Source organism: Anaerotaenia torta (genome assembly GCF_050433395.1).
In the GTDB taxonomy this organism is placed as follows: domain Bacteria; phylum Bacillota; class Clostridia; order Lachnospirales; family Lachnospiraceae; genus Mobilitalea; species Mobilitalea torta.
In genome coordinates this window covers 596502-616393 of the sequence record NZ_JBNPXH010000001.1, presented here as the reverse complement: position 1 = coordinate 616393, position 19892 = coordinate 596502, and the positions used below count along the sequence as shown (strand labels likewise).

Below are 19892 nucleotides of genomic sequence, written 5' to 3'. Positions count from 1 at the left end.
GAATTAATAGATCCGGTACCTTCCTCCAAGCATGAGGAGCGAGAAAAAGTAAAGACAATTATCATAATATCTGCGCTCTCCCTTTCTTAGGGGCGTATTCCAGAATTCCTTTACCCAGTCCAACCGGTATCGGCCCCTCGCTGCCAAAGATCCGGCGGCATTTGTGGAAATAATTGCAATCGGATGTAAGGCAGGCTGGTTAAGGGGTGTTCCGTCAATGAGATAATTTGAATATTCTCCTGTTTTGATGTGTTCCGAAAAAAATTTCTGCAGCTTATCGATCACTGTTCCAAGGCTTGTATCCGCGTGAAACCAGGAGGCATCCAGGCCGATATTCATGGCAACACGGTAAGCATCCGAATAGAATTGTCCGTCATGGAATAATCGCTTCGGGGTACCGTCAAATTCTGCATACTCACTGGCCATACCGGTGATAGGATGGCAGGATAGGGACAGATACTTACGGCTTTCCTCCGCCGCAGCTTTCCAAAACTCTCTGTCCTCCTCATTCGCTCTAAGTGCAAAGAGCTCATAAAAATGAGGCAGATGATAAGAGGGATCGGAAAATGGTGCCTCAGGAACAAATTTAATATAATGGTTATCGGCATCCCACATCGGGTTGCCTCCGGGAACCAACTCCGCCTGATGAAGGCAATGCTTCAATATATCACGGGCCTGAACGCTGTAATCAAAAGGAGCCGCTCCATCTCCCCAACGGGTGCTTGCGAAGAAGAGAGCCATAGCAAAATACTCCTCCCCGTCCGGAGCCGGTCCCTCCGCATTCTTCCTGCCATCCGTCCCGACGGACCATGCGAAATAACCTTCATATTTTCCGCTGCTCTGATACATAAAGGTCTTAGAAAACAGCCACAAGCGGTCAAATATATCTTTTCTGTCCATCTGAACCGCCATCATCATGCCGTAGCTCATACCCTCCGACCTCGCATCATTATTACCGGTATCCAGCATATAGCCCATGTCTTCCCCCATCTCAAAATATATTTTCTCTATGGGGTCAAAAAACAAGGTCTCAAAGGTTTCATTAATTCTTGACGTAATTTGTTCCCCGGTTAATCCAATCTCCGCAAATACATTAGGATATTCACCGGTATAAAAAGCTCCCCTGGCCATGCTTATCTTATCTCCTTCCGTCTTATAAATTAGTATATAATTGTAAATTTAAGGATATCAATATAATGATCGGACCGCCTGCCACAGGAAGATGCATAAACACCAATTGTATTACCTACAAAGCCTCCTGCTACCTCAGTGCTCATCTCGTGGATATCCACATCAGCAATTACTGATATTTCTTCCTCTTTATGACACAGTATGAAATCTGCTTTTTGGCCATGACCTTTTACCTTTAATCTTAGAACCTCCAGGCTCTCTTCTCTCAGACAGGTCTCTGCCAGCAAATGTTCCTCTTTTTTAAGACATTTTACCACCTGCAGTGCAACCTCCTGATTTTCTGATAGCTTCTTTATCCGAAAAAGCATATGGAATTCATTGCTCTGCAGAATTGCCAATCCAGCCTCTTCCTGTTTCAGAAGCTTGTCACATCGAAACTCCAGCTGCGCTTCATAAAGGTAGTCTAATTGCCTGAAGCCCATATACGCCGGACTTTCAAGCTCTTTTAGTGTCTCAGGAAGAAAGCTTAATCTTACTACCCCATCCACAGTCTGAGCAAAATTACTGCTGGGATTCCTTAGCATTACCACATCATATTTATCCGTGCTGTACGGGATTAAGGTCTGTTTCGTTCCGGTATAATGCTTCTCCCCGCCAAAGGGAAGCTCCACCATATCTTCAAGCTTACCGACACCGGGATTCACTACGGGCCAGCCGTCCTCCCATACCACCCTGGCCAGAAAGGTTTCCCTTCCCAAGCCGACATAGCCCTCGCACCTTCTGCTTGCCAGCATAACCATATACCAGTTGCCCTCGGTATCATCCACCAGGTCCGCATGTCCGACATAGATTACCGGATAATCCTTTCCCAGATGTCTGTGGGTCAAAATCGGGTTATTGGGGTTATTTTCATAGGGTCCAAAGACTTGCTTGCTTCTGGCAATGGTTACCGCATGATTTGGTCCTGTTCCGCCCTCTGCAATCATAAGATAATAATAATCGTCTTTTTTATACAGATGGGGGCCTTCAGGCCAGATTACATCCTTAAGCGCTCCCTTCCAGACGGCCTGGCTCTTCCCGATTAATCGCATTGTGACCAGATCCAGCCTTTGTACCCATATTTCCCAGTCTCCGTTATACCTCACACCTTCCGGATTCGGCCTGGTGCCCACATAATAACTGGTACCATCCTCATCGATGAATAGGCTCGGATCGATTCCTGATGCTTCCGGCCCCAGATAATATGGCTCCGACCATGGCCCCTCGGGCCTTGCGGCAGTTACAATGAAGTTGCCTCCGCCGGATACATTGGTGGTTATCATATAATAGATTCCGTCGTAATATCTTATGGTTGGTGCAAATATACCTCCGGAATGCCCGCTCTTTTGTAATGGAATTTGTGAGTTTCTATCCAATACATTGCCGATTTGCTTCCAGTCAGACAGATTTTTGCTATGCCAGATGGGGACTCCCGGAAAATACGCAAAGCTGGAATTCACCAGATAAAAGTCATCTCCCACCCTGCAAATGGATGGATCCGGGTAAAACCCGGATAAAATCGGATTTTTTGCCTGCAACATAGTTATGTCCTCTCCTGTTCGTATTAAGGCGTGTAGCCAAAGGCAAGAAGGCTGAACTCTTTCTCTTCACTTCCTTCTGCCATCCTTATCTCAATGGTATGTCTCTTAGAGCTTCCTTTCTTGAACAGAAGAAGAGTCACCGGATTATTCCATCCCCCTCCTTCTTTACTGTCAAGCCGGGCAATACGCTCACCGTCAACATACACATCAGCTATTCCAAATTCCTTGTCAGAGCTGGATTTATATACCAATAATAAATTTCTGCACTTCAAAGACATCACAAAGGGGTCAGCCGTGCTTGCCGCTGTATGCTTCCAATTATACGGAAAGGTCTTCTGCTTTAATCCGTATACCATACATAGCTCTTCATCAACGGTATCAAAGCCTCCGGGGGTGATACGGATATCTTTTACCTCCGTGCTGCTGTCCAGCATCCTGATTTTCTCAAAGGAATTCCCCAATACTGCCGGACCCACCAGCTCGGTATCCATCTTATGGGCTTCTTCCGCTTTCACCGCATTGAAGTAATTCTTCGCACACTCTGCCATAATTCCATGTCCAAAATCTGTCGGGTGATACTCATCGGAAAAAAAATCTTCCTCGGTAATATTGCCCTCCAGCAATTCCGGAACCACCGCATCCTTGATACTGATCATCGGAAGCTCATAATAAGCCCCCATGGGCTTATATAAATCCTGCATATTCCACCTTGATTTGAACACGCTGAATACAAGAATAACAGCCGGTTGATTGTCGGCTGACAAAATCTTACGGATTAAACTCTCATAAGCTTCGCCGCCCGTAGTCTCCTGATAATCATTCACAGCAAATTCGATGAATACAATATCCGGCTCTGCTTTTCCATATCCGGTTACGTCACGATCATACCGGATTAAACCAAGGGAAGAGGGGGTTCCGCCCATGCCGGCATTGATATATTCAACATTGCTCCCATCCCCCGCGCCGAAGGTATTTCTAAAATACAGGTATGATTGAAATGCATAGCAATTGCTGTTTTTACTCGTTCCCGCACCTTCTGTAATGGAACCCCCGATGAATGCAACTGTAACCTTCTCACCTTTCTGCGCTTTCTCTATCACCTTTTTTATCCGGTAATTATTTCCGGTTGATATAAGCGAAGTAGTAATCATATTTTTATTTTCCTCATCTTTTCAGTATGCTCTAATTGATTCATCCTGCAATACACCGAAAAATGCAGGTTTTGGCTCCAGGTTTTTATTAAATAGCAGCGGATAACTCGGCCCTTCCTCATTATTAAGCCAGGATCGGTCATCAGATAACCCCCAGAAGGTAATACTGTTTATCTGGGCATTATTTTTTTTGCAGTTGTTGATTATCGCAAAGATATTTTTATATCTGGTCGCTAATTTTTGCTGTGCTTCATCTGTATTATCCCTTATACCGATATCCAATTCTGTCACTTGAAGGGTAATTCCCAGCTCCGTATATTTGTTAATTGCATATTGATAATCGAGAATAGCAGGATAATCAATCCCTATGTGATCCTGCATGCCGATGCCGTCGATCAGATTCTTTTCTTTCAGCCCGCTGATCATATGAAGGATAGGAAATAATTTGCTTTTTTCATAGGTACCATAGTCATTATAAAATAGCTGCTGATCCTGAGAAGCATATCTTCGTGCAAAAGTAAATGCCATCTCAATATAGTCATCTCCAATTACCTCAAACCATAGATTATTCTTTATACGGATGGAATTTTCCTGTCCGTCCCCCGGTTCTATTGCTTCATTGACAACATCCCAGGCATAAACAACACCCGGATAATTTTTATTGACATATTCTAATTCCTGTCTAATATAATTCTCCATTCTTTTCAACATTACTTCTCTTGTCACAAATGGAGCGTCCGGCGAATTATCGTAACCTACGGTAAACAGCCATCTGGGTGTCTGGGAATGCCAGACCAGTGTGTGCCCCCGCATTTTCAAGCCATTTTCCATGGCATATTTCAGTATAGGGTCAGCATGTTTCATATTGACAACCGGAGATTCTTCATTACCTAAATCTATTGTTGCAGCCCTATCCAGGGTAAAGTCCGCCTTCATTTCATTTTCGCAGGTCAGACTATTGAATTGGTAAGCGATTAACTCTGCCTTATCTTTCCTATCAAGATCAATCTTGGAGACTGCAACGCCCATATAAAAGCTGTCCTTATAGATTTCTGCAAGACTTGGCAGCTCCCCGGTTTCCTTATGGTTTGCTTGATATGCCTTTGATTCATCTTCACCCGTACTCACGGCTTCCGCATCAACAGGTTTATCAGCGGCTTCGGGAATTACGGCTGACGTAACTGCATTATCATCACTGAGAGCCTCATTTTCACTTAAGCCTTTCCCTTCTTCCTTTGCTTTGCCACAGGAAGTACATAATAAACAGAATGCCAGGCAGAATAGAACCAGATACTTACTTCTGAAACACAATCATATTCCCTCCTCTCTATATCGCATCTATGAAGCAAAACAGATCCATGATTTATATGAAAAAGGGGAGCCGGTATAGCTTCTCCCCTTTTCCATGGTTCAGTTCATTATTTGTTAGCGTCATCAATCAGGGATTTCCATATGCCTGTGACTTCCTCAATCTTTTCAGCCGGTGTTTTTTCTAACGCATATGCTCCCCATAAGAAGTTGCCCAAATCAACACCGTATACAAGCGGGGCATAATCTGTATTAACCTTAGCCTTGTCATACATCATAGAAAGTGTCTCGTCTACCGCTCTTTCATCACGGAATCTTGTGTAATAACCGTCCTTCCAGGCATCCGTTTCATCTTCATAACCAGGGGTGGGATTAGTCCAAAGATTATAGGCGAAGGCAATCTTTTCTGCAGTTTCTGCATCATAGCAGGAAGGTATTACAGCCACATTATCGTTGAAATATACGGTATACTCCTCACTCTTAGGTCCCCTCGGGAACAGTACGAAGCCCCAGTCATCTGTCATATCAGCCCAGGTTCCAACCTTATACTGTTCTGCAAATGTCATAGCAACCTTTGCATCATGAAATGCAGAGATAAACCAATCCCAGTTGGAATCCGGAGGAGCAGGCATCTCATAGCCCTTTTGGATTAAACCTGTAACCCACTGAGCTGCTTCAAGGAAATTAGGTTCCGTAGTAGCATTGTAGAATTTGCCGTTCGCATCTCTTCCGATATAACGTGCATCATTACTGTTAAATGCTCCGGCAAAGAAATCTGCTGAAAAGCTTACCATGGGATAGCTGTCAATCGTACCATCATTATTGCTGTCAATTGTTAACTTCTGGCACAATTCCTCCAGTTTTTCCCATGTCCATTCACCGCTGGCCTGCAGATCATAGGGTAAGTCGGGATCAAGACCTGCTTCTTCGAACAGTCTCTTATTCCAGAACATACCAAGTTTAGGCTCAGGCTTACCGGTTGCCATACCATAGGTAGCGTTACCAAAGGTCATTAAGCTCTTAACACTCTGATTCCATTTGCTTTCTGTAAAATCAAAGCTCTCCAGCGTTGACAGATCATAGAACAGACCGTTGGCTAACGGCTGAGCGATCCAGCCCTGGCCTAAGAGAAAGATCTGCGCCGCAGGATCTTCAGCCATTGTGGAGGTAGTGAAGGTCTCCTGCATACCGCCCCAATCAGCAACTGCAACCTGTTTCATTGTAAAATTATACTTCTCCTGAATCATCTGACGGTAAGCCAGGGTATCCTCTTCCTGAGCTGTCTTAGGCTCGGCAGGGTCCGGGGATGACCACCAGTCACCAATAATGATTTCCATTCCGCCAAGGTCCATGGCCGGCTCTTCTTCTACAGGTGCCTCTGTTACATCATCGGCATCCGGTGCTTTTGTTGCGGTGGCCTCTGGTGCAGGTGTCTCTGTTACGTTTCCCTCGTTACCTTTTTCGCCTGACTTTGTCCCGCATGCAGTCAATGCAGTAATACACATTGCCAAAACCAGAACTACTGATAACCATTTTGTTACGATTTTCTTCATAATACTTTCCTCCTTAAATTTTCTTTATAGTAAAGTGACATTCACTTTCTATTCTTTGATTGTTACATTTTTAAACCGGTCTGGCTTAAGCTCTCCACAAACCCTTTCTGAGCAACGACATAAATCAGGAGCAATGGAATAATCGCCATTATCATTCCGGTGGAAATCATCATCTGCCCATAGGCTATGGACGGCTTACTCCCTGTTCCGTTAATACTCACCATATAATCCGACAGCAGGCTGGTAATAGCCGTCAATCGATTTGATAACAGAGGAAGATTGCCTACAAACATTTTAGAATAAAAGGAATCGGTCCACTGCCATACAAATGCGAACAAGAAACAGGAAGTTAAAATCGGTGTTGCATCCGGCAGCATAATCCGAATAAACGTCGAAAAATTACCGCATCCATCCACATAAGCCGCTTCTTCCAGCTCTTTTGGAATTCCTCTGAAATACTGTCTGATCAGGAATATGTACAATCCGCTCTTTAATCCCATACAGGTCATGCATAATAGAATATACGGCAGTACAGAATTCTGTAAGTTAATGGTACTTCCTGTCATGAGCTTAAATATTCCAAAAATATCAAAAAAGCGAAAATTCAGGTATAATGAAGACATAATTGTCTGCGGAGGTACAATAATAACCAGAAGAACGCAAGCAAACCACAGGTTTTTCAAGGGAAACTTAAATCTTGCAAAGCCGTATCCCACCATGGTGCAAAAGGCCACCTGTATGATACTGGATATAGCGGACAGACCAATGGAGTTGCCCAAGCTCTTCCAAAAACCGATTAATTCATTTACCAGCTTATAATTACTCAGGGTAAAATTTCTTGGTACCACGATTATGGTCGGATCATACAGATCTCTTTCCACCATAAAACTTAATGATATTTTATTTAACAATGGTTGTAATATTAAGAAGCAAAGACCAAATAAGAGAACTGCCCTTAATAATTCATAGGTCTTTTTCCCTATTACTTTTTTCAGAAGATAGCCGCCTGACTTCTTATTCCGATTTATGGCCTCCCGCCATCTTTCTCTTATCTTCTTATTCATAATAATACACCCACCTTGAAGTAATCCCGCTAAACACAGCAATGACCAGTATAACAGCTCCAAAATAGATCCATGCCATAGCAGAGCTGAAGCCGTAATCCATCTTTGCAATCATCGTTGAGCTAATCTTAGTCATAATCTGGCTATTGGTTTTCATAAAGAAATCAATAACGGTATAAATTACATTAACCAGGATAACGGAGCTTACCATGGGTAAGGTTATTTTCCAAAAGCTCTCCCAGGCAGTACACCCCTCAATTACCGCCGCCTCATACATACTTTTTGAAATAGTCTGAAGTCCTGACAGAAATATGATGATTTGAATTCCGGATGCAATTACCACGTCATATACATTGTTTACCGTGCTGTAGACAATCTCCAGGAAACTACGGCCAAATCCGCTGTTTGACAAAACCTCTTCTAAAACCGCTGTAATATTAGCCGATTGTGTATTCTCTTCGATATAACTTTGCATTCCTGATAACAGGCTATTATTATATTCCAGCCCCACAAGAACACCGGAAGAGAGGATAACCGGAAGAAAAAAGATTGCACGCACAAGGCCTCTTCCCTTAAAGGTTTGGTTCAGCAGCATCGCCATGAAGAAACTGACAATCAGCGTCGTAGGTACCTGAACCGCCATTCGGGACATCTCTTCTGTTAACCATCTGTTAAAATCCGGATCAACCGTAAAAGCTTTGATGTAATTGGCGAAACCAATAAACTCCAGTAGAAATCCTCCATTTCCCACGCCAACAATGACATTACTGAAGCTCATACGGAATGATTCAAACAGAGGTACTATCATGAAGGCGATAAAGCCTATTATAAAGGGTGATATAAACAAGTAGCCGGCGATTGCTTTTTTCCCCCTCAAATCCTTTTGTTTTTTTCTTGCCATATGATTACCTCCTTTCCACTTTAAAGTCTCTTGCAGGAATACGGATATCTCCTTCGTTAAATTCAGTATCATTATAGTTTACATATACTTTGGTGCCGTCTTCATAGGCGGTAACAGTTACGCCGTCCGCCAAAAACCCATGCTCGGTAATAAACTGGTTATAGCAATGCCCTAATTCACGTTCAAATCTGCTATAGATGGAATATGCTTCATCCTTCCATAAATCATAGTCCGCACCAAATAAGTAAGTGTAGAAAGAGTCCTGCAGGATGGAGGTACTTTCTTTCATAAAGGTAAAGGATAATCCTGCTCCGGATTCGGCACTCTGTAAAATCTCTTCCCGGTAGTCCCGGGATAAGTTCAGGGGGGATCCGGAATATTCTACCAGCCCATGAATTGCCATGGTATAGAACGGAACCAGCTCATCGATAAGGTGGTATTTATTACCCCGAAGCTTCATATCATTGATATATGCCACGTAGGGTAAGACATAATCATTCCCTCCGCTGACCATTAAATCCGTACCCTTTTCTGACACTTTTTTCAGTTCATCCTTCTGAAGCTCAATAGCCTGCTGTCTTGTTACGAGATTCTTGGGATTATAATCCGCACTAACCCGGAAGCCGATATCTGTAAAAGCAAGATTGGCTGAATTTTTTTCTGCATAATCTGATAATTTATTAATTATATCTATGGTTACCTGAGGCTTCAGCAGATAAAAGCAATCCTTCCAATCCTCTTCTCCAAAGTAGACTTTAGAAAAATTATAGAGCTTTATTATCTTTCTGCTGGAATATTTTGCCCCATCCCTATTGATTACAAATCCATCAAATAAGCCCTTGTTGTATGCATACTGGGTCATACTCTCAAGATAAACCGGAACACCTGATTCCTCCGCATGTTTTAAAAACTTCTTAAATTTACTTTTGCTTCCCAGCTCCGAAACTGTTTTAATGGAGGTGGGTAATTTCTGCTTAGTACCACCATTCATCCAGCCGCTGTACCGGATGGAGAGGTTATGATAGCCCGCCTCCTTCAGGTCATCTATGATATCGTATGCTTCCTGATAGGAAGTAAGTTCAAGCGGAACCGAAACAGGAAAACCCAGACGCTGCTCCACCTTATCAATTGCACCAATCAAAGTAATATTTATGGGTGTACTGCTGCTCTCTATCTTTTTCAGAGAAGGATTTTTTGCCATCAGATAATCCCTGTATGCTTTTGCCATCATCCCATAGGAGGAGGATTCCATAAAGCGATATCTTTGCCGGATCGTCCCCTCCGGTTTTTTTGCTTCATATACCATGACCGACTTATCCGTCTTGGCCGAAACACTGATGGAAGCGGCATGCAATGTGGTATAGGTCGCCGATGCATAATTATAGCTATGATTCCTGGAGCTGATATCTGCTGATATGGAAGCTACACTGTTGTAATCCTCAAGGATACATAACATAGAGCTTCCGTTTTTCGAGATACCAAATACCGGATAGTCCGATCTGTTATCATCTGTCAGATAGTCCCTTTCCATCCCATCATCCCAGCCGTAGACCTCTGTATAATAAGCGCTTTGCTCGTTGCGCCCGTTGTTAAAATTAATAATCCCCCCATTTCCTTCGGGCACCAGAATAAATCCCGTGTCTTCCGTGCTTCCTGCACCCATGTACGGAAGTACATTTACCTTGGTCAACGGAAAACGGTCACTCCAGTCCATGGCTTCAAAAGGAAGCTCCACCACCAGCTCATCCCCTTCCAGCCGATAGAGAATCGATACATTAAAATAAGGATTTTCTTCCGATCCCACCTTGGAATAGCGTGCCTTATCCTCTTCATAATCTTCCCGGGTATAGCCGACTGAGGAAAAAAGATCTTCAATCTTCTTTTTTAAATAGCCCTGTGTCCCATCACGAAGTTCATATACCGGTTCCTGCTCGATGTCGGGATACCGGGCAATGAGGTCCGCCTTATTATCAGTTGCCCGCAATTTAGCAATATCTATCTTACGGTAATAGGTGTTGATTTTCTTTTGATCACTTGCTTCCATCCGATCCATAAACTCTTTCATCCTGGATTCCGGAGCAGCTACGGGAAGCAAAAACACCTGCTCCACATTGCCGATGGTATAATTCACTTCGATATAGCCTTCTCCCTGCTCAATATTATAGTTCCGCTTCAAGATACTATACTCATAGTTGTTATACAGAACCCTGATGCCGGTATCGTTACAATATTCGATCAAAAGAGTGGACTGCAGGTATTTCTTACTCTGATTATCTGCGAATGCATCGTCTGCTCCGCCAACCGGATTCGAATCCCATGTGACATTGTTGGATTTATTTAATACCTGAAAATAAGTCGTATCAGGATCTAATGTGAATTTCAAATGGTCATTCTCAAGAGTGTAGGAAGACTTATCCTCTTCATAAGAATAAGTATCCATAACCTGCCTGTGTAACTCTTCTTTTGCACAGCCAACCAATAACATGGATGATATTAGGATTAAGCCTGCCTTTTTTATTAATTTCATACTTAGTCCTCCTATCAATAGAATCGAAATGCTATCTCTTTATATAAAGAAACAAAATATGCCCCTGCGTCAGTTATCAGACTGAAGAATAGCAGAATTACAAATACAATTAGCATCATACCAACGATGGTGGCCAATATGGTCAGAATTGCCTTTCCCAGTGTATAATTATGGATCATCATTACTGCACATAGGATCAGCATTCCGCACCAGATTTGTGAAAAGATTGTAAGGTACATATAGAATGCGCCTTCCTCAATTGTCATGAGGTTACTGATAAAAATTAGCGGGAATTGGATCAGAACATATGGTGTCAGAGCATAACCTATCGCCATATAGATCTGCCTCATGGTTCCCTTTCCGTTGAACAGAGTGGTAAGTCCCCAATTAGCAACACACCCCAGAACAATCGGTGTCAGAAAACCCAGGATAATTTCAATGACATTGACATATTCCCAGATTACTTTGATAAACACAAAGCTGGTAAATTGTAATTTAAGTATTCTGGTCAGCAGGGCCAGTAATATAATGATATTGGCTGCCGCAGTGGAGCCTCTTTCTTCATGGGTTAAATCCCAAAAGCCATCCAGCGGATGAGTAATTACATATAGAGAATATCGTAATGTCCTGCCTATATGCGTCAATTTTTGTTTATTCACATAGGAAATCACACTCATTCTTCAGCCACCTCTCTCTTTATTTTCTTAATAAACCCTACAAAGGAAGGGAGGAGAATGATGCCAAAGAAAATTGCCATTATCCATCCGATATTATCTTCAATCCACTGTTTACGGTATAGCTGAAATGCCTTGGAATAGTTGACATCATCGTATTTCGTTTTAAAATAACTCATAGCAGCTTTATAGTCCCCTTGCCTCAATAAGGAACGGCCAATCCCTATATAGGCTAAATCATAGTTACCATTCTGCATCAATACCTTTCTCCAGTAATTGGAGGATTCATCATAGTTCCCTTTTTTATATTCTGCCAATGCCGCATTGATCATCCTGCCATATTCCGTTAAAGTCATAACTGTAATTCCGCAGGATCTGGAATCCAATACCAGCAAATCGTAATCCATGTGATCTAAGGCGGTGGGGTATTGAAAATATCCCATCCGGTTACCCAGTCCCCCGAAAGCATACAGAAGATGTCCTTGGGAATCATATCCGAATATTCTTCCTCTCGACCGGTCAATGGCATAATAGGTATCATTCTCCATGGCTGTTATATCAATGAATTTTGACGCGCCGGATACACCCGCCGCATTTCCCCACCAAAGATCACCTATAGGAGGCTCAAAGCCGTTCTTCACCAGAATATCCGTACCCATGGCATTCAGCTTTCGAATGGGTTTTGCCTTATCGGTTCTTAATTCGCTCTCTTTCAAAACAGATGTGGTACAGTAGATAAAATCATCCTGGTCCAAAGACAGATTATTATATTCCGTCGGAACAAATTGCTCCATCTGAGCCCTCTGTTCCTTGGTAGCTAATCGCTTCCATATATAATCTATCATATAGAATTTAACTTCATTGGCTCCAATGAAGCCCGAAAATTCGCCGTTGTTCTTATACTCAACAAATCCTTTATTATAATTTCTGACCAAGGCAATTACTCTGCCTGCCTTATCGGCCACAACCTTCAGGGGCAGGAAATCCGAAGCCTGATCAACAGTCGGATCAATGGGTCTTGTCATTTCCTTTATCAGCTCATACTGTGAATTCAGATGCAGAATTCTTTGATTATTGGTATCACATATGTATAGATCTCCGTTATCTGCCACAAAGATATCCTGCGGAGCGGATAATACCGTTACCGCCGTTTCTCCTGTAAATTCGCTGAACTCATCCACAAATACATAGTTACCCTCTGTTTTTTCCAGGATAATTATCCTGTTATTACCCGTGTCGCATACATAGATGCGCTTATCTTTCACAAACATTCCCGACGGATCTTTAAAGTCTCCGACCCCCAGATCGCCGCCTGTTATAAAGTGCTCTGCCTTGTAGGCATCCGGTGATTCCCTATCCTCGGACCAATAGTCATAGGTATAGGTATAATTCGTCTTCTCGGCCCGTACTGTTATTGGTGGAAACAGCAGTAATCCCGTAAAGCAGAAAAGAACAAATGCTATACTTTTTCTCATCATTATTACCTCCATGATGCCGCTTTGCGTTATATTTAGTCCTTAATACCAGAACTTGCCATAGTTTCGATAATGTTACTTTCTACTATAATGAATGTGGTAATAGGTACAATCATCATTACTAATGATACCGCAGCACCAACACCGGCTCTTGCTATCCCGCCGCTTACAATCTGCTGCAAGGCATAAGGGAGTGTCTTTAATTCCTCCGAGTAGATAAAATTCGATGCCTTGGTATTCCATAAGCCCTGAACCGATAATATCATCAGCGTAAGCCATGCCGGTTTAACCATCGGCATTACGATCCTGGTATAAATCCTCCATTCTTTTGCCCCGTCTATCTTAGCAGCTTCCAGAAGCGCATCGGGAATACCTTCCATATACTGCTTCATCAGGAATAAGCCCATGGGGGATGCAAACGCGGGAATTACTACCGCCCATACCGTATCCACCCAACCTATCTTTGACATTACCAGGTAATTGGGTATTGCTGTAACATAACCATTAAACATTAATGCTGTAATTACGATACTAAAGAAAGTTTTTGACCCCGGAAAATCATATTTTGCCAGTACATAGGCGCCCATGGATGAAATAATAAGGTGTCCCGCGGTACCTGCCACCGTTATAAAAACCGTATTAAACAGGTACCTCGAAAAGGGAACCCAGGATCTACTCATGATTACAAATAAATCCTGAAAATTATTTAAGGTGGGGTTTCTCACAAACAATCTTGGCGGATACACAAATATCTCATCCAATGGTTTAAAAGCACTATTTATTGCATAGACCAGAGGAAAGGCCATAAAAAGGCCAAAGAAAATCAACAATAAATAAATTCCGAAATCACCGCCCCTGGATCGATTCGGTTTACTGCGCTTAAGATGTTTTTTCATATTCATCGCTTTTTCTCCCTTACGTTCCTACGCGTCTTAACATGGCCTGAATTAGCTTATTACAAAGAATCATGGTAATAAACAGAAGCGTTGCAATTGCAGACGCATACCCCATTTCAAAACGGATAGAACCGTAATCAACTAAATGGGTAACGACCGTCTGTGTAGCATAGTCCGTACTGGGAAATCCCGTAAGTGCAATGGGGACATCAGCGATACCAAAGGATTGAGTAATCGTCATAACCGCACCAAACATAAGCATCGGCTTCATGCTGGGCAAGGTAATATACCATAGTTCCTGCCAACGGTTTTTGATACCGTCAATATACCCCGCTTCATACTGCGCTTTATCGATGCCCTGAAGCCCCGCAACAAAGGCCAGGAAACCGGTGCCGAGACTCATCCACAACGATACAATAACAACTACCGTCAGCATATACTGCGGATTCGTCAGCCAAAGAATAGGAGCACTGATAATTCCTAATTTGATCAAAAAAGCATTGATGTAACCATAGGCGTCTCCCGAGAACATAATGGCCCAGATCAAATACACCTGGCCTGATATGGTCGGCGCATAAAAGATAACGATGGCAAACGCCCTTAGATATCGCGGCAATTCGTTGATAAACCAGGCGAACAAAAATGCTGCCATATAACCAATGGGTCCTGTAATGGCCGCCAGTAAAAAGGTGTTCTTAACGGCCGTCAGGAAAACATCATCTGCCAGGATCAGATTGATATAATTTTGTAATCCGATAAACCTCGGCGGCTCAAGGATATTGTAATAAGTAAAGCTTAAGCATAAGGATGTAATAACCGGCAGGACATAAAATACAATGAATAATATCCCATAAGGAGCCAGAAAAAGGTAATAAGTCTTAGCACTCTTTGCTCTCTTCCATGAAATGGCGGCATCTCTTTTCTTCTTTCGGATATATTTCGCTAATATACTACTCACTTTCTTCCCTCCCTCTGATGTCCAGACCAAACTCCAGGCGTTTCTTCTCTATTTCTTCGTTAATGGTTCTGGTATAGTCAAGCAATGTCTCCCGAGGATCTTCCTTTTTATTGATTACTTTACGTATGGCATTGGTAATATGTCTTCCGGTGTAATATCCCCCGGCGATCTCCCGAAGTCCTACCGCCCAATCGGATTGCTCCTCCAGTACCTCGAGCTGGCTATGACTCCAGGATAATTGCTTAAACGCCGCGGTATTGGCTGTAGCATATCTTGCCGAAGCGCCCATTACACTTTCCATCTCCTGCCCAAAACGAACCTGGGCATCTGCACTCACCCACCATTTCATGAATCTCCAAGCCTTCTGCTTTACCTCGTCATCATCCTGTTTTGTCATAAATGTACCGAGACCATTGCTGTGACAGGACCTATTAATGGAACCGTCCTCCATTACCGTACCCGGAATCACGGTAAAATCCCATAAGCCTCTTATCTCCGGAGCAAAAACCACCAATGTATTAAAGGTACTGTAATCCGCGATTCCCATAGGCATCTGCCCCGACCGAAACTGGTTAGGAAAATCATATATGGTTGGCAGTTTATAATGGGTAAATAACTTTGTAAAGGTTTCAAATGCCTTTACGCCGCTTTCCGAATCAATGACTGTGGATTTTCCTTTTTCGTCATATACCGTTCCGCCATTCTGATATAACAGGGCAAACATACTGGATAAATCCGGATTGGACGAGTTATTCAACACCCTTTCTGTTGTCGGTATCGCAACGCTCATATTATTCTGTTGAATAATCGGCAGTATCGCAATCAGATCATCCCAGGTCTCGGGAACTTGAATCTCCAGTTGGTCTAATATGTCTTTTCTGTAAAACAAAACATTAAAATTCTGTGTTTCAGGCAATGCATAGATACCATCCTCGAATAAAAACGGTGTATACGCACTCTTACGGAAGTCTTTCAGCACTTCCCCAAGATCACTGAACTGGGAAAGATCCTCGACTGCACTTCGAAGCGCATAGTTTACGGGTTCTCCCTGTCCCGCGGAGATTACAACATCCGGCCCTTTGCCTGCAATAATTGCATTCAAAAGAGTTCCCGGCTCAACCAGTTTAACATTGACCTTTATCTGCGTTTCCGGTGTGAAGGTGTCATCAATCATCATTTTTAGGATGGTGCTTTGATCACGTCCTGATAATATCCATACCTGTATTGCTTCCTCTTTATCATAAACATCACCCACTGCATTATAGTCCTCCGTAAAGGATGCAACAAAGGATCTTACTTCGTGTACAAACCGGTCAGCAAAGGTTTCCCTTACCCTCTCCGGCTTCACATTTTTACCGGTTATGGCTATGTAATCGATATCCAAAGGCGCTTCACTCATTTTAAGAATTGCGGTTCCCATTGCACTGACATTATCTTTAAAATTAGTAAAGCTTCCCGGTATTTTATCCGGATTCTTAACAAACTTCTCAAGCTGCTTCGCAAGCGTCTCCAGGGGTGCAACCTGGTCCGATTTTTCTCCGGAATACTCCACGATATCATCAATAATTTTATACAGTCTTTTGGCTTCCAGCTCCATGGCCTGCATTACTTCAGGATAGATCTGGGCTATTTTGTAATCACGGTATTTATCCGGTGTGGTTCCGGTTAACACCAGTATCTTCCTGTACATCTCGTTTAATCTATACACGGAATCCTGCATACTATTCAAAATATCCCCCAGGTCACCCAGCGTAACTTCCAGGCGGATTGTGTGCACTCCTTTATCCAGATAAAATTGGTATGCTTCCTTTTCACTGTCGGAAAGAGTTAAGGTATCCCATTCATTGTTGTATTGAAAGCCAACCTGCTCCAATTCACTGAACGGAATCTGTCCGTCAATATAGACAGCTCTGTTGGACATGGAACCGCGAACATAATTTTGCCTGCCCTTTAATGTAATATTATAAAACCCCTGCTCAGGCACCTCAAATTCCCACTCGATCCATTGTCCCGCTATTCTCCATGCATTACCGCCGATCATATTCAATCGAATCTTCGACACACTATATGGCTCTGTCTTAGAGGAGGATCTGTCATAAATTGCATACAACGCCGGAGAAGACCGTAAGGTGGAAGCTTCCCCCTGAATGATCTGAGAATAGGTCAACCCCTTCTCTGTCTCTTCGAACTCAGGTAAATTTGCCAAATAGCCCGAATAATTGATATCATCAGTAACTGCACACAAGGTCAGGGATTTAATTACAGCCGGTTCATTCACCGCTTCCAATCCGATGGTATTATTACCTTTTTCGAAATAAAAGGTATAGGGTTCGGAAAAGTATCCCAGATCATCTTTGAAATATGCCCTGATCCAATCCGGTATGTCAATCTGCGAGGGGCGTATGTCATTGCCCTGATTATCACGTTTCACTTCATTCTTATTGGTCCAAAGCCGCGTAAAACTAAGAGCATCCGCGCCAAAGAAGGGGACCTCGCCGTTGATGTAAATTTTTCTCTCAATATCAACTCCGCGGGATTTTACCGGATAATATTCCATAAGAATTTGATACATTCCGGAAGCCGGAACCTCTACGGTCCACTCTGCATAGGAGTCCTCGCCGGTCAGCAGAGCGTCCGGAACCCCTTCATACTCTGCAAGCAGCTCCACGCCCGCAGCATTCTTATAATTCTTTATGTCAATATCAATGTTCTCATCCGGGTATGCTGTCTCCGAGTGTTTCATCAAATACTTTGCATATGTATTCTCCCGACCTATGCCCTCTACATCGGTACTCAGATCGCCGGCATTTTCATATTTACTTTTAAAATCCCTGGTCTTTTCACGAGGTATTAAGATAAACACGGCTACAAGAATTAACAGGATTATGAATCCCATCAAGCGCAATTTTTTTGATTTCATTTTCTTCACTCCTACGATTGAATTGATATAGCTGATGTGCTTTTCCAGTAAACAACCACTAGATGCTTACCGGGATAATTTGTACATATTTTATATAAATGTGATTACTTATCATCATTTATATATCTAATTATAACATGTCATATTTGATATTTCTTCTTGCGTATTGCTAATTGCTTATCAAATATTGCTATTTTTACAGTCCGGTATTTTAAAATATTGATTTACCAGGAATTTCATCATATTACTTGGACCGGTTTTAGAAAATTCAGTTTTATCACGAAATAACATTCCATAGGGCGCTTCAGGGGTATAGATATCCCAATAAGGCAGTTCCTTGCCCGTGGAATCTTTTCCGTTAGGATCCCCGGTACGAATGAAATTAGCCCAGTAATTGCACATCTGGCGAGCCAGGTCATAGTGTTTACCGGTAAATGGTCTCCAGCATTTTGCTAAGGTTTCAAAGAAGAACCACAGATCTACCGAGTGAAAAGTTCCCGGATTGTCCCATCCCGGTATCTCGGCATCAAAATTATAGTAGTAAATCGGAGTATTCGTACCTGCGGCGGAATTGGCCAGGGCGGCAATACGTATCGCATACTCGATTCCGCTGACTGCGGCAAGCCGGCGGGCCTCCTCCAGATCCGCCTCCTCAATCCGGCACAGCTCCAGATATTCTCCGCTGTCATCGCCAAACATGGAATATGCCAGCTCTTTGAGTTCCCTTTTTGTTTTTACCATCGGTATGCTGAAAAACTCCGTAGAAGTATGTCCCATCATAACCGGCACCATCCAGCGCTTGTTTTCAAGAAACAACTCAAAGGCATTCCCAACACAGAATGCATCATCAACTACGGTTCCCCAGAACTTTTTATATTCCAGGGTTTTGCTGTTTATATATTCCGCATTCAGGCCGCGCGCCTCTTCCAAAGAGGACACTCCCAGATATTCAAAGAATTTTATTCCTTCCTGCTCCGCTTCCTTAAGGTTCTGTTTCGTAACCGGCATCGGATTTCCGGGATATAGCTTGGTTACGATCCCACTCTCTATTATTACTCGTTGAAATAAGCCTTCATTTTGCGGAGATGTAAGCTGGCTCAGAACACTTCCTCCTCCGGCAGATTGACCGCCGATGGTAATATTGTCAGGATCTCCGCCAAAGGCTGCAATATTGCGTTTTACCCATTGTGTTCCTGCCTGCTGGTCCAGATGCCCAAAATTACCGGGTGAAGCCGGAGCCTCCTCCGTAATCTCCGGATGGCATAAAAACCCAAAGGAGTTCAGCCTGTAGTTAACCGTAACCACCACAATACCTCTTCTTGCAATTCGTTCCCCGTCAAATTCCATCTCCGCGGTGTGACCGACCTGCAGCCCGCCGCCAAAATACCATACGAACACAGGAAGTCTTTCCTCTCCCGTGCATACCGGCGTCCACACATTCAGATAAAGGCAGTCTTCATTCATTGGTATCTCAGGATCCACGGACCACTCCCTGGTGTAGATATTATTTATATCGATCACTGTGGGCGCCTGCATCGAAATCGGTGCGAATTCATAAGCCTTTTTGACCCCTTCCCAGCTTTCTGCCGGCTGGGGAGCCCTCCAACGGTTTTTCCCAATGGGCGGAGCCGCAAAAGGAACCCCTTTAAAACTGGTAATACGCGGATCCGCAGCCGGCAATCCCTGAACCAAACCATTTTCTGTTTTTACAATTCTCAACATAGATCTCATTCCTTCCCTATGGATTTTCATAA

The 19892-nt window shown here is 43.1% G+C and carries 14 protein-coding genes; all 14 read right to left on the bottom strand.

Features of this window, described 5'->3' with window-relative positions; translation table 11 throughout:
- Positions 1-3: 3 nt before the first annotated feature.
- Positions 4-1131 carry a family 8 glycosyl hydrolase gene (locus HNQ56_RS02655; RefSeq protein ID WP_429142481.1) on the bottom strand — a complete coding sequence of 376 codons (1128 nt, stop codon included), beginning with the start codon at positions 1129-1131 and terminating at the stop codon, positions 4-6.
- Between the two features lie 29 nt (positions 1132-1160).
- Entirely contained in the window at positions 1161-2711 is a 1551-nt protein-coding gene (locus tag HNQ56_RS02650) for a glycoside hydrolase family 43 protein (protein WP_429142480.1), read from the bottom strand.
- Between the two features lie 23 nt (positions 2712-2734).
- Positions 2735-3862 carry an SGNH/GDSL hydrolase family protein gene (locus HNQ56_RS02645; protein WP_429142478.1) on the bottom strand — a complete coding sequence of 376 codons (1128 nt, stop codon included), beginning with the start codon at positions 3860-3862 and terminating at the stop codon, positions 2735-2737.
- Positions 3863-3883: 21 nt separating this feature from the next.
- A complete protein-coding gene (locus HNQ56_RS02640; protein ID WP_429142476.1) occupies positions 3884-5173 on the bottom strand; it encodes an endo-1,4-beta-xylanase in 1290 nt (429 codons plus the stop codon).
- A 107-nt stretch (positions 5174-5280) separates the two neighbouring features.
- Positions 5281-6723: an ABC transporter substrate-binding protein gene (locus tag HNQ56_RS02635; RefSeq protein ID WP_429142474.1), complete on the bottom strand. Its 1443-nt coding sequence runs from the start codon at positions 6721-6723 to the stop codon at positions 5281-5283.
- Between the two features lie 62 nt (positions 6724-6785).
- On the bottom strand, positions 6786-7787 hold the full coding sequence (locus HNQ56_RS02630) for a carbohydrate ABC transporter permease (protein ID WP_429142472.1): 1002 nt from the start codon (positions 7785-7787) through the stop codon (positions 6786-6788).
- Positions 7780-8688 (bottom strand): carbohydrate ABC transporter permease, encoded by a 909-nt coding sequence (locus tag HNQ56_RS02625; protein WP_429142470.1) that lies wholly within the window; start codon positions 8686-8688, stop codon positions 7780-7782. Before HNQ56_RS02625 ends, HNQ56_RS02630 begins: the two co-directional genes overlap by 8 nt.
- 4 nt (positions 8689-8692) lie before the next feature.
- The gene (locus tag HNQ56_RS02620) at positions 8693-11215 is read right to left on the bottom strand and encodes a DUF5696 domain-containing protein (protein WP_429142468.1); all 2523 of its coding nucleotides are present in this window, start codon (positions 11213-11215) and stop codon (positions 8693-8695) included.
- 14 nt (positions 11216-11229) lie between these two features.
- The gene (locus tag HNQ56_RS02615) at positions 11230-11892 is read right to left on the bottom strand and encodes a YIP1 family protein (RefSeq protein WP_429142466.1); all 663 of its coding nucleotides are present in this window, start codon (positions 11890-11892) and stop codon (positions 11230-11232) included.
- Complete coding sequence (locus tag HNQ56_RS02610; RefSeq protein ID WP_429142465.1) at positions 11889-13364, bottom strand: hypothetical protein; 1476 nt, start codon at positions 13362-13364, stop codon at positions 11889-11891. The genes HNQ56_RS02615 and HNQ56_RS02610 overlap by 4 nt, the downstream gene beginning before the upstream one ends.
- A 35-nt stretch (positions 13365-13399) precedes the next feature.
- Positions 13400-14266 (bottom strand): carbohydrate ABC transporter permease, encoded by an 867-nt coding sequence (locus tag HNQ56_RS02605; RefSeq protein WP_429142463.1) that lies wholly within the window; start codon positions 14264-14266, stop codon positions 13400-13402.
- Between the two features lie 13 nt (positions 14267-14279).
- A complete protein-coding gene (locus HNQ56_RS02600) occupies positions 14280-15218 on the bottom strand; it encodes a carbohydrate ABC transporter permease (protein WP_429142461.1) in 939 nt (312 codons plus the stop codon).
- Positions 15211-18138: an extracellular solute-binding protein gene (locus HNQ56_RS02595; protein ID WP_429142459.1), complete on the bottom strand. Its 2928-nt coding sequence runs from the start codon at positions 18136-18138 to the stop codon at positions 15211-15213. The genes HNQ56_RS02600 and HNQ56_RS02595 overlap by 8 nt, the downstream gene beginning before the upstream one ends.
- 180 nt (positions 18139-18318) lie before the next feature.
- A complete protein-coding gene (locus tag HNQ56_RS02590; protein WP_429142457.1) occupies positions 18319-19890 on the bottom strand; it encodes a carboxylesterase/lipase family protein in 1572 nt (523 codons plus the stop codon).
- Positions 19891-19892: the final 2 nt, after the last annotated feature.